At 65.0% G+C, this 12,088-nt stretch carries 11 protein-coding genes; 8 read left to right on the top strand and 3 right to left on the bottom strand.

Going from position 1 to position 12,088, the window contains the following annotated elements; all coding sequences use genetic code 11:
• The 3 genes from HX881_RS04440 to HX881_RS04430 form a co-directional block, all read right to left on the bottom strand.
• Nucleotides 1-933 (bottom strand): TIGR03571 family LLM class oxidoreductase, encoded by a 933-nt coding sequence (locus HX881_RS04440; protein WP_177083061.1) that lies wholly within the window; start codon nucleotides 931-933, stop codon nucleotides 1-3.
• A 222-nt stretch (nucleotides 934-1,155) separates the two neighbouring features.
• Nucleotides 1,156-2,076, bottom strand: a complete 921-nt coding sequence (gene tal, locus HX881_RS04435) for a transaldolase (protein WP_017126035.1) — start codon at nucleotides 2,074-2,076, stop codon at nucleotides 1,156-1,158.
• Between the two features lie 131 nt (nucleotides 2,077-2,207).
• A complete protein-coding gene (locus HX881_RS04430) occupies nucleotides 2,208-3,101 on the bottom strand; it encodes a LysR family transcriptional regulator (protein WP_177083059.1) in 894 nt (297 codons plus the stop codon).
• A 129-nt stretch (nucleotides 3,102-3,230) separates the two neighbouring features.
• Here HX881_RS04430 and HX881_RS04425 point away from each other — a divergent pair, with 129 nt between their 5' ends.
• The 8 genes from HX881_RS04425 (at nucleotide 3,231) to dctM (ending at nucleotide 11,991) form a co-directional block, all read left to right on the top strand.
• Complete coding sequence (locus HX881_RS04425) at nucleotides 3,231-4,058, top strand: HTD2 family dehydratase (protein ID WP_017126033.1); 828 nt, start codon at nucleotides 3,231-3,233, stop codon at nucleotides 4,056-4,058.
• 21 nt (nucleotides 4,059-4,079) lie between these two features.
• Nucleotides 4,080-5,243, top strand: a complete 1,164-nt coding sequence (locus tag HX881_RS04420) for an acyl-CoA dehydrogenase family protein (RefSeq protein ID WP_177083057.1) — start codon at nucleotides 4,080-4,082, stop codon at nucleotides 5,241-5,243.
• A gap of 10 nt (nucleotides 5,244-5,253) precedes the next feature.
• The gene (locus HX881_RS04415) at nucleotides 5,254-6,603 is read left to right on the top strand and encodes an MmgE/PrpD family protein (protein WP_017126031.1); all 1,350 of its coding nucleotides are present in this window, start codon (nucleotides 5,254-5,256) and stop codon (nucleotides 6,601-6,603) included.
• The gene (locus HX881_RS04410; protein ID WP_017126030.1) at nucleotides 6,603-7,817 is read left to right on the top strand and encodes a CaiB/BaiF CoA transferase family protein; all 1,215 of its coding nucleotides are present in this window, start codon (nucleotides 6,603-6,605) and stop codon (nucleotides 7,815-7,817) included. The genes HX881_RS04415 and HX881_RS04410 overlap by 1 nt, the downstream gene beginning before the upstream one ends.
• Before the next feature lie 172 nt (nucleotides 7,818-7,989).
• On the top strand, nucleotides 7,990-8,802 hold the full coding sequence (locus HX881_RS04405; protein WP_017126029.1) for an HpcH/HpaI aldolase/citrate lyase family protein: 813 nt from the start codon (nucleotides 7,990-7,992) through the stop codon (nucleotides 8,800-8,802).
• Nucleotides 8,803-8,892: 90 nt separating this feature from the next.
• Nucleotides 8,893-9,879, top strand: a complete 987-nt coding sequence (locus HX881_RS04400; RefSeq protein ID WP_017126028.1) for a TRAP transporter substrate-binding protein — start codon at nucleotides 8,893-8,895, stop codon at nucleotides 9,877-9,879.
• 190 nt (nucleotides 9,880-10,069) lie between these two features.
• Complete coding sequence (locus HX881_RS04395; RefSeq protein ID WP_017126027.1) at nucleotides 10,070-10,708, top strand: TRAP transporter small permease; 639 nt, start codon at nucleotides 10,070-10,072, stop codon at nucleotides 10,706-10,708.
• Nucleotides 10,708-11,991, top strand: coding sequence for a C4-dicarboxylate TRAP transporter large permease protein DctM (gene dctM, locus HX881_RS04390; protein WP_017126026.1), 1,284 nt, complete (start codon nucleotides 10,708-10,710; stop codon nucleotides 11,989-11,991). The genes HX881_RS04395 and dctM overlap by 1 nt, the downstream gene beginning before the upstream one ends.
• Nucleotides 11,992-12,088: the final 97 nt, after the last annotated feature.

Below are 12,088 nucleotides of genomic sequence, written 5' to 3'. Positions count from 1 at the left end.
TCAACGCGGGTCGTGAAACATCGGCAGCACGTGTTCCGCCAGTTCCTCGATCACCTCGTCCAGGGGGCGTTCGCTGTAGCGCAGATGCAGTCCGACATGCTGTACGCCGACCTCGCGCAGTGCCTGCAATTCATCGATCAGGGCCAGTCGCCCGGCGCGCCCGCCAAACCGCAGGCGCTGCATCGGCGCGTGGGGATTGGCCGCCAGGTCGAGGTGGAAGAAGGTGACATAGGGTTTGTCGTCGCCGACTTCGCGCCACAGGCCGACGCGCCGACGATGGTCTTCCGGGGTGCCCGGGTAGCTCAGCCAGCCGTCCATATGCTCGCCGATCCAGGCCGGCGATTGCTGGCCGAGACCCGCCACCAGCAGCGGCAGGGCTTGCTCGGGTCGTGGCAGCAATTGTGCACCCTCGGGCAGGCGTTCCCGGCCCTGGCTGCGGAGCAGTTCGACGGTGTCGCGGAACGATTCGCCACGCTGCTGGTAATCGACACCGAACAGCGGGTATTCCATCGGCCGGTCGCCGCTGGCGACACCGAGCAACAAGCGGCCGCCGCTCAGGTGGTCGATGCTGTTGGCGGCCTTGAGGGTCAGCCAGGGCTGGCGCAGCGGCAGGACCACGGCGGCGGTGCCGAGCATGATCTGGTCGGTGATGCCGGCCAGGTAGCCGAGGTAGGAGAAGGTTTCGAAAACCTGGGCCGCGTCGCCGAAATTCGGGTCGTAGACCGGCACGTCGCGCACCCACAGGGCGCGGAAGCCGGCCTGGTCCGCCGCACGGGCGAGCTGGGCATGGAGGGCCAGGTCGGGAACGCCGAAGGGGCGTTGCTGTTCGTTGCGCGAGCGCTGGCCGTGACTGGACCAGTCATTGTCCAGGGGCAGTTCGAGACCGATGGAGAATTGCTGGCTGCCGAGCAGCCGTTGAAAGCGAGGGTGCATGACACGGGCCTGTAGGTGACTGGAGATGACAGCCAGTATCACAGGGCTCGTTTGTGAGAAAAATGCAGGAACAGGAACAACGCTTTTGCGTTCAGGGCAAAGCACCATAGATCGTTCCCACGCTCCGCGTGGTAACGCAGCCCGTGACGCTCTGCGTCACAAGAGCAGACGCAAAGCATGCACAGACGCATTCCCACGCGGAGCGTGGGAACAGGGCAGGGATTACCTGGAGAGCAGGGCTTCCAGTTTTTCCTGGTCGCGGGCGAACTGGCGAATGCCTTCGGCCAGTTTCTCGGTGGCCATGGCGTCTTCGTTGGAGGCCCAGCGGAATTGCGCCTCGCTCAGGTTCAGGCGCGCTTCGCCGGCATTGCCCGGAGCCAGCTTGCGGGCCAGGGTGCCCTGGTCCTGGGCCAGCTTCTCCAGCAGGTCCGGGCTGATGGTCAGGCGGTCGCAACCGGCCAGTTGTTCGATCTGGTTGATATTGCGGAAGCTGGCGCCCATGACCACGGTCTTGTAGTCATTGGACTTGTAGTAGTTGTAGATGCGGGTCACCGACTGCACGCCCGGATCGTCGGCACCGGTGTATTCGTTGCCGGTGGACTTCTTGTACCAGTCGTAGATGCGGCCCACGAACGGCGAGATCAGGAACACCCCGGCATCGGCGCAGGCGGCGGCCTGGGCGAAGGAGAACAGCAGGGTCAGGTTGGTCTGGATACCGGCCTTTTCCAGTTTCTCGGCGGCACGGATGCCTTCCCAGGTGGACGCCAGCTTGATCAGCACGCGGTCACGGCCGACGCCGGCCTTGTCATACAGCTCGATCAGCTGGTTGGCCTTGCTCAGCAGGGCGGCTTCGTCGAACGACAGGCGGGCATCGACCTCGGTGGAGATGCGCCCCGGAATCGCCTTCAGGATGCCGCTGCCGACCGACACGGCAAAGTGATCGCAGGCCAGGCCGACATCGCCCTTGGCGTGGGCCACGGCGCTTTTCAGCAGCTCGGCGTAACCCGGCAGCGCCGCGGCCTTGAGCAGCAGGGACGGGTTGGTGGTGGCGTCGACCGGCTTGAGGCGGGTGATGGCGTCGAGGTCGCCGGTGTCCGCGACCACGGTGGTGAACTGCTTGAGTTGTTCCAGCTTCGAAGTCATGAGCGTCTCTGTCGGGAAGGGCGTGGATCAATGCACTGATTGAGTGCCTGTGGCGTAAAAAGTTCTGTCGGGGGAATATCCCAAGAATGCCGCCGAACGCAGGTGTTGTGCAACCCAAAACGTCGGACAATTCATGCGGGCGTCGTCGGCATCAGGGTCGCGATCAGGGCCCGGATGGTGCCGGGCAGGGCCTCCAGTTCACGCACCAGAATGCTGCGCTCGCGGATCGCCCAGGGTTCGTCGAGAGTCACTGTCACCAGTTGCATGGTCCGGCTGTGCCGCAGGGCGGCGGACTCGGGAATGATGCCGATGCCCACGCCGGCCTCGACCATCCGGCAGATCGCTTCGAAGCTGGAGACCTGGATCCGCAGCGACAGCGTCTTGCCCAGCCGCTCGACGTGTTCGCGCAGGAAACTCAGCAGGGTGCTGCCTTCATGCAGGCCGATATGCTGGTAGGCCAGGGTCTTGCCCAGTGTCACCGATTGCTGGGTCGCCAGTGGGTGATCCACCGGCACGATCAGCACCAGGCGGTCGGTGCTGAAATGCATCACCTGCAAGCCGCTGGCCTCCACGGGGCCGGCGATGATGCCCATGTCGCTGGTGCCGTCGAGCACGCCGCGCACGATATCCCGCGACAGGCGCTCCTGCAGGTCCACCGTCACCCCGGGGCGTTTCGAGAGGAACCCGGCGAGCACCTCCGGCAGGAATTCGGTGACCGCCGTGGTGTTGGCGAAGATCCGGATATGTCCGGCGGAATCGCCGCCATAGCTGGTGAACTCGCTTTTCAGGTAGTCGACCTGGCGCATGATCAGCCGCGCATGTTGCAGCAGCCGCTGGCCCGCCGGGGTCACTTCGACGCCGCGACTGTCGCGGTACAGCAGGCGGGTGTCGAGCTGCGCTTCCAGGGCCTTGATCCGCGCGCTGGCGGCGGCCGGCGAAAGAAAGGCACGCCTGGCGCCCTGGGTCAGGCTCGGCGATTCGGCGATATGGATGAAGAGACGCAAATCCGCCAGGTCGAAATGCATGGGCGACTCCAGTCAACGGCTAGGCGTTCAGCATAACTGAACGCCGGCTTATTGAAATGCAAATTCTCGGAACGGCGATCAGCTTGCATCATCGGCACACAACGACAATCGGCAAGGGGAAACCTTCCAATGAGTGTGACGGATCTGAGTGCCTGGCTGGGACGGACCGAAGAAGCCCACGACCAACTGAGTCGCAACCTGCTCAAGCGGATTGCCGCGACCTTTGGTGAAAGCGCGCCTTCCCACGGCGAGGCCCTGCCGCCGCTCTGGCAGTGGTGCTTTTTCCAGGATCCGGTAGCCGAGAGCCAGTTGGGCGGCGACGGTCACCCGGCCCGCGGTGGCTTCCTGCCGCCGGCGGACAATCGCAACCGCATGTGGGCCGGTGGTCGCCTGGAGTTCTTCCACGACCTGCGCGCGGGTCACGATGCCACCCGGGTCTCGACCATCACCCGGATCGAGGAAAAGCAGGGGCGTACCGGTTCGCTGCTGTTCGTCACCGTGCAGCATGAGTATTCCCAGGATGGCCGGGTGGCGATCCGCGAGGAACAGGACATCGTCTACCGCGAACCCACGCCGCCCAAGCAGGGCAGTGGCGAGGCGCTGGTCGAAGGCGAGTGGCGCGAAGCCGTCGAGCCGACACCGACCCTGCTGTTCCGCTACAGCGCCGTGACCTTCAACGGCCATCGCATCCACTACGACTACCCCTACGTCACCGCCACCGAAGGTTATCCGGGCCTGGTGGTACACGGGCCGATGATCGCCACCCTGAACCTGCGGGCCTTCTGCCGGGCCCATCCCGAGGCGAACCTGCGGCGCTTCGCCTATCGCGGCTTGCGCCCCCTGATCGCTCCGCAGCCCTTCGAGGTCGGCGGGCGGATCGTCAGCCCCGGCGTCGCCGAACTCTGGGCCGGCAATGCCGGCGGTATCGCCCAGCGCGCCGAAGTGCACTTCGACTGACAAGAAAAAGGACATCCACCGATGAATCCGAATCACAACGAAGAACTCAATGCCATCCGCGAGGGCGTGCGCGCCCTGTGCGCCGAATTCGATGCCGCCTACTGGCGCAGGATCGATGACGAGAAGGGGTTTCCCGAAGCCTTCGTCAAGGCCCTGACCGACGCCGGCTGGCTGTCGGCAATGATTCCCGAAGAGTACGGCGGCTCCGGCCTGGGCCTGGCCGAAGCCTCGGTGATCCTCGAGGAAGTCAACCGCTGCGGCGGCAACTCCGGCACCGTGCACGGCCAGATGTACAACATGTTCACCCTGTTGCGCCACGGCAGCGAGGCTCAGAAACGTTTCTACCTGCCGAAGCTGGCCAGCGGCGAGTTGCGCCTGCAATCGATGGGGGTGACCGAGCCGACCACGGGCACCGACACCACCAAGATCAAGACCACCGCGATCAAGCGCGGCGACAAGTACGTGATCAACGGCCAGAAGGTATGGATCTCGCGGATCCAGCACTCCGACCTGATGATCCTGCTGGCCCGCACCACGCCCCTGGCCGAGGTCAAGAAGAAGTCCGAAGGCATGTCGATTTTCCTCGTCGACCTGCGCGAAGCCATCGGCAACGGCCTGACCGTGCAGCCGATCGCCAACATGGTCAACCACGAGACCAACGAGCTGTTCTTCGACAACCTCGAACTGCCGGCCGACAGCCTGATCGGCGAGGAAGGCAAGGGCTTCAAGTACATCCTCGACGGCCTCAATGCCGAGCGCACGCTGATTGCCGCCGAATGCATCGGCGACGGTCGCTGGTTTATCGAGAAGGCCAGCGCCTATGCCCGCGACCGCGTAGTGTTCGGCCGGCCCATCGGTCAGAACCAGGGCGTGCAGTTCCCGATTGCCGAGGCGCATATCGAGATCGAGGCCGCCGACCTGATGCGCTGGCGCGCCTGCGAGGAGTACGACTCGGGCCAGAACGCCGGGGCCAGCGCCAACATGGCCAAGTACCTGGCGGCCAAGGCCTCCTGGGAAGCCGCCAATGCCTGCCTGCAGACCCACGGCGGTTTCGGCTTCGCCTGCGAGTACGACGTCGAGCGCAAATTCCGCGAGACCCGCCTGTACCAGGTGGCGCCGATCTCCACCAACCTGATCCTGTCCTACGTGGCCGAGCACCTGCTCGAACTGCCACGCAGCTTCTGAGGAGCACGCCATGAGCCATACCCGAGTCCTGGCCGCCTTCCTCGCCGAGCTGCGTTACGAGCAGGTGCCCGAGGCCGTGTTCGAACGCACCGAAGACCTGTTCCTCGACTGGCTGGCCTCGGCCCTGGCCAGCCAGGGCGCCCATCCGATCCCGCTGTTCGAGGCCTATGCGCGCAAGATGGGCCCGGTCTGCGGTCCGGCGCGGATCCTGGTCAACGGCCAGAGCAGTTCGGCGTACTTCGCCGCCCTGGTCAATGCCGCCTCGTCCCATCTGGTGGAGCAGGACGACCTGCACAACAGCTCCGTGCTGCACCCGGCCACCGTGGTCTTCCCGGCCGCCCTGGCGGCAGCCCAGGACCTTGGCAAGTCCGGTCGCGAACTGCTGCTGGCATCGGTTGCCGGCTACGAGGCGGGGATTCGCATCGGCGAGTTCCTGGGGCGTTCCCACTACCGGATCTTCCACACCACGGCCACCGTCGGCACCCTGGCGGCCGCCGTGGCCGTGGGCAAGCTGATGGACTTCGACGAGGAACAATTCATCAACCTGCTCGGCAGCGCCGGCACCCAGGCCGCCGGGCTCTGGGAATTCCTGCGCGATGCCGCCGACTCCAAGCAACTGCACACCGCCAAGGCCGCCGCCGATGGCCTGCTGGCCGCCTACCTGACCGCGGACGGCCTGACCGGTGCGCGCAATATCCTCGAAGGCGACCAGGGCATGGCCGCCGGGATGTCTAGCGATGCCGACCCGACCCGGCTGTCCGACCGCCTGGGCAGTCGCTGGGCGCTGGTGGAAACCTCGTTCAAGTTCCACGCCTCCTGTCGCCATACCCATCCGGCCGCCGATGCGCTGCTGGACCTGATGTGGCAGCAAGGTCTGGAGCACCAGCAGATCCGGCACGTGGAAACCCGCGTGCACCAGGGCGCCATCGATGTCCTGGGGCGGGTCGAGGTGCCGCAGACCGTGCACCAGGCCAAGTTCTCCATGGGCACCGTGCTCGGCCTGATCGCCGTGCATGGCAAGGCCGGCTTGCCGGAATTCCACCAGTTGTCCCTGACCGATCCGGCTGTCTCGGCCTTTCGCGACAAGGTCAGCATGACGCTCGACCCAGAGGTCGATGGTGCCTATCCCCAGCGCTGGTTGGGCCGGGTACGGGTCACCACGGTCGATGGCCGCACGCTGCACGGGGCGATCGACGAACCCAAGGGCGATCCGGGCAACAGCCTGTCGCGGACCGAACTGGAAGACAAGTTCCGCCGCCTGCTGCAGTTCTCCGGCGCGCGCACACCCGAGCAGGGCGAAGCCCTGATCCGCCAGGTCTGGGACCTGCGCAACACCACTGATCTGAAGGAGCTGCGCTGATGAACACGGCAGCAGGCAACACCCCGGCCCCCCGTCCGCTGGACGGCATCACCGTCATCAGCCTGGAACACGCCATCGCTGCGCCGTTCTGTACCCGGCAACTGGCGGACCTCGGTGCGCGGGTGGTGAAGATCGAACGTCCCGGCAGCGGTGACTTCGCCCGTGGCTACGACCAGCGGGTGCGCGGCCTGGCCTCGCATTTCGTCTGGACCAACCGCTCGAAGGAAAGCCTGACCCTGGATCTCAAGCAGGACCGGGCCGGCGACATTCTCGAAGACCTGCTGGGCCAGGCCGACGTGCTGGTACAGAACCTCGCACCGGGTGCGGCCGCGCGCATGGGCCTGTCCTTCGAGGCGCTGCACGAGCGTTTTCCGCGGCTGATCGTCTGCGATATCTCCGGTTATGGCGAAGGCGGTCCCTATGAAAAGAAAAAGGCCTACGACCTGCTGATCCAGAGCGAAGGCGGCTTCCTGTCGGTGACCGGCGGCCCGGGTGACGACCAGCTGGCCAAGGCCGGCTGCTCCATCGCCGATATCGCCGCCGGCATGTATGCCTACAGCGGCATCCTCTCGGCGCTGCTGCTGCGGGGCAAGACCGGGGAGGGCAGCCGGGTCGACGTCAGCATGCTGGAAAGCCTGGTGGAGTGGATGGGCTACCCGATGTACTACGCCTTCGATGGCGCGGCGCAGCCACCACGGGCCGGCGCGGCGCATTCGACGATCTACCCCTACGGCCCGTTCCCGGCGGGCGATGGCGGCACGGTGATGCTCGGCCTGCAGAACGAGCGCGAATGGGCAGCGTTCTGCGACAAGGTGCTGCTGATGCCGGAACTGGCGGTGGATGAGCGTTTCTCGGCCAACTTCAAGCGCTCGGCCAATCGTGAAGTGCTGCGCCAGATCATCGTCGACAGCTTTGCCCGGCTCAGCGTCGAGCAACTGATCGCCAGGCTGGAGGAGGCGCAGATCGCCAATGCCCGGGTCAACGACATGCAAGGCGTATGGGATCACCCGCAGCTCAAGGCGCGCGATGGTTGGCGTGAAGTCGACAGCCCTTCGGGGAAACTGCCGTCGCTGCTGCCGCCGGCGCGCAATGCCGCCTTCGCGCCGCGGATGGACGCGGTGCCGGGGCTGGGCCAGCACACCGAGGCGATTCTCGGCGAACTGGGTTTCTCCGCCGAGGCGGTGGAGCAGTTGCGGGCGGGTGGGGTGGTCTGATTGATGTGCTGCTCTCACTGGCCTCTTCGCGGGCGAGCCCGGCTCCCACAGGTTTTATGCCGTTCGCAGGATTTGAGTCCGACTCGAACCTTGTAGGCGCCGGGCTTGCCCGCGAAGAACGATAACGCGGTCTCCCGGATACCCCGCACAACCGAACAACAAGGAACACGACATGTCTTCATCCATTGCCCGCTCCGCGCTTTTCGTGCCCGGCAGCCGTCCCGAGCGTTTTGCCAAGGCCCTGGCCAGTGGCGCCGATGCGGTGATCGTCGACTTCGAGGATGCCGTCGAGGAACCGCTCAAGCGCATCGCCCGCGATCACCTCGGGCAGTTCCTCACGGCCAACCCCCAGGCCCGGGTCCTGGTGCGCGTGAATGCTCCGGATCACGCCGAACACAGGGCCGACCTGGCCTTCTGCAAACAGCATCCCGGTGTGGCCGGCGTGCTGCTGCCCAAGGTGGAAAGCGCCGCCCAGGTCCAGGCCGTGGCGGATACCGGCAAGGCGGTCTGGCCGATCATCGAAAGTGCCCGTGGACTGTTGGCCCTGGCGCAGATCGCCGCGGCACCAGGGGTCGAGCGCCTGTCCTTCGGCGGTCTCGACCTGGCCCTGGACCTCAACCTGAGCAGCGGTTCGGCCGCCGCGCAATTCGCCCTCGACCAGGCGCGCATGGCGCTGATCGTCCACTCGCGGGTCGCTGGCCTGGTGGCGCCGCTGGACGGCGTGCATCCGGCGATCGATGATCCCGAGGGCTTGCGCCAGTCGATTCGTCACGCCTACGAGATGGGTTTTGCCGGGGCCTTGTGCATTCATCCCCGCCAGGTCCCGGTGATTCATGCCGCCCTGGCCCCCAGCGCCGAGGACCTGGCCTGGGCGCAACGGGTGGTGGATGCCGGCAGTCACGGTGCCGGCGCCTATCAGGTCGACGGGCAGATGGTCGACGCGCCGGTGCTGCTGCGGGCGCGTCGTTTGCTGGCGTTCGTCTGAACCGAACGCAGGTACTCAAAATTCGAAATTCACTACACGCATTGCTTTAGGCAACCTGCCTGACAACACAACAATAAGAAGGTGATTTCCATGCTCAAGCTGACCCGGGCGCTGTTCTGCGCCGCCACCTTGATCACCGCCAGCCTCGCGCAGGCGGCCGATCCCATCGTTATCAAGTTCGCCCATGTGGTTGCGGAAAACACCCCGAAGGGGCAGGGCGCGCTGCTGTTCAAGAAGCTCGCCGAAGAACGCCTGCCGGGTCGGGTCAAGGTCGAGGTCTACCCGAACTCCTCGCTGTTCGGCGACGGCAAGGAAATGGAGGCCCTGCTGCTCGGCGACGTGCAGATGCTGGCGCCGTCCCTGGCCAAGTTCGAGCAGTACACCAAGCAGGTGCAGATCTATGACCTGCCGTTCCTGTTCAACGACCTGGCCGCCGTCGACCGCTTCCAGGCCGCCCAGGGCAAGGCGCTGCTGACCTCGATGACGGACAAGGGCATTCTCGGCTTGGCCTATTGGCACAACGGTCTCAAGCAACTGTCGGCGAACAAGGCGCTGCGGGTGCCGGGCGATGCCCGTGGCCTGAAGTTCCGCGTGCAGGCTTCCAGCGTGCTCGAAGAGCAGTTCAAGGCGATCCGCGCCAACCCGCGCAAGATGAGCTTCGCCGAGGTCTACCAGGGCCTGCAGACCGGTACCGTCAACGGCACCGAGAACACCTGGTCGAACTATGAGAGCCAGAAGGTCAACGAAGTGCAGAAGTACTTCACCGAGACCAACCACGGCCTGATCGACTACATGGTGATCACCAACAGCAAGTTCTGGGACAGCCTGCCACCGGATGTCCGCGGCGTGCTGGAAAAGACCATGGCTGAAGTCACCGTCGAGGTGAACAAGCAGGCCGAAGAACTGAACCAGACCGCCCGGCAGAAAATCATCGACTCCAAGACCAGCGAGATCATTCCGCTGACAGCGCAGGAGCGCGGGCAATGGCGCGAAGCGATGAAACCGGTGTGGAAGAAGTTCGAGGGTGAAATCGGTGCCGACCTGATCAATGCGGCGGACAAGTCCAACCAGCCTTGATACGCAGTTGCGAACACCGAACACCTGCAGGAGCCGGCTTGCCGGCGATGGTGGCCGATCATGCGCCGCAAGGCTCACGGGCCCCATCGCCGGCAAGCCGGCTCCCACAAGGGATCGTGTCCGGCCTTGATTGATCGGCATCGTGGCCCACGCCCCGGTACCTCCTTTTCTCTCTCGCGGAGTCCTGTCCATGCAAGCGCAATCCTTGCGACGCATCTGGGAACATTTCGAGGAAGGCCTGATCGCCTTTCTCCTGGCCGCCATGACGTTGGTGACCTTCGTCTACGTGATGGCCAACAACGTCTACACCCTGTTCTTCAGCCTGGCCGACCGCTGGGCCTGGAGCAGCGGCTTCTTCAACACCCTGGGCGACGCGACCATGACCGTGGCCCAGGACATGACCTGGAGCGTGGCGCTGACCAAGGCCATGTTCGGCTGGCTGATCTTCTTCGGTATCTCCTATGGCGTGCGCACCGCCGGCCACCTCGGCGTGGACGCGCTGGTCAAGCTCACCCCACGCCCGGTGCAACGCTACCTGGCGCTGCTGGCCTGCACCTGCTGCCTGGCTTACGCCGGGTTGTTCATGGTGGCCAGCTACAAGTGGCTGAGCGCGGTCCTCACTGCCGGTATCGGCGCCGAGGACCTCGATCAGTTCGGGGTCAAGGTCGGCTACATCGTGGTGATCGTGCCCATCGGCTTTGCCCTGGTGCTGATCCGCTACCTGGAAATCTTCTATCGCATCTTTACCCGTCGCCAGAGCGGCCTCGGCCTGGCCGATGAAGCCGGCGAAGCCAGCAAGCTTGCCGGTGAGCACAAGGAGCAGCACTGATGGCCGTACTCTGTCTGTTCCTGCTGTTGTTCACCTTCATGTTCCTCGGGGTGCCCATCGCGATTTCCCTGGGCCTGTCCGGGGCGGTATCGATCCTGATCTTCAGCCAGGACTCCCTCAGTTCCCTGGCGATCAAGCTGTTCGAGACCTCCGACGCCTACACCTTCCTGGCGATTCCGTTCTTCCTGCTGTCGGGGGCCTTCATGACCACCGGCGGCGTGGCCAAGCGCCTGATCGATTTTGCCAACGCCTGCGTCGGGCATATTCGCGGCGGCCTGGCGATTGCCGCGGTGCTGGCGTGCATGCTGTTCGCGGCCTTGTCCGGTTCGTCGCCGGCGACCGTGGCGGCAGTGGGGTCGATTGCCGTGGCGGGCATGGTGCGTTCCGGTTACCCGAAGGAATTCGGCGCCGGGATCATCTGCAACGCCGGCACCCTGGGTATCCTGATTCCGCCGTCGATCGTGATGGTGGTGTACTCGGCGGCGACCGAAACCTCGGTGGGCAAGCTGTTCATGGCCGGGGTGATTCCCGGGCTGCTGCTGGGCCTGATGCTGATGGTCGCGATCTATATCGTCGCGCGCATCAAGAAGCTGCCGGCGCAACCGCGGGCGACCTTCCGTGAATGGCTGTCGGCGGCGCGCCGGGCGTTCTGGGGCCTGCTGTTGCTGGTGATCATCCTGGGCGGGATCTACAGCGGCCTGTTCACCCCGACCGAAGCGGCGGCAGTGGCGGCGGTGTATTCGGCGTTTGTCGCGCTGTTCATCTACAAGGACATGAAGATCCGCGATTGCCCGAAGGTGCTGATGGAATCCGGTCGCCTGGCGATCATGCTGATGTTCATCATCGCCAACGCGATCCTCTTCGCCCACGTGCTGACCACCGAGCAGATCCCGCAACAGATCACCAACTGGGTGATCTCCGAAGGCCTGACGCCCATCGGCTTCCTGCTGATGGTCAACGTCGTGCTGCTGGTGGCGGGCAGCTTCATGGAGCCGTCGGCCATCGTGCTGATCCTTGCGCCGATCTTCTTCCCGATCGCCATGAAGCTGGGCATCGACCCGATCCACCTGGGCATCGTCATGGTGGTCAACATGGAGATCGGCCTGGTGCATCCACCGGTGGGCCTGAACCTGTTCGTGACCTCGGCGGTGACCGGCCTGACCCTCGGCCAGACCATCCGCGCGGCGCTGCCGTGGCTGATGATCCTGCTGGCGTTCCTGATCCTGGTGACCTACGTGCCGATCATCTCGCTGGCCCTGCCGCACTGGCTGGGGATGCCGTGAAAAAGTCGCGCGTTATCGGCTGATCGAAATCGCCGCCAGCAGAGTGCCAGGCTCTGCTGGCGGCGATTTTGCCTGGTATGCCGACAGGCATGGCGCA

It is taken from the genome of Pseudomonas gingeri, assembly GCF_013386115.1.
Lineage (GTDB): Bacteria > Pseudomonadota > Gammaproteobacteria > Pseudomonadales > Pseudomonadaceae > Aquipseudomonas > Aquipseudomonas gingeri.
Note: the sequence above shows the minus strand (reverse complement) of the source record. Positions and strands in the feature narration are given on the sequence as shown.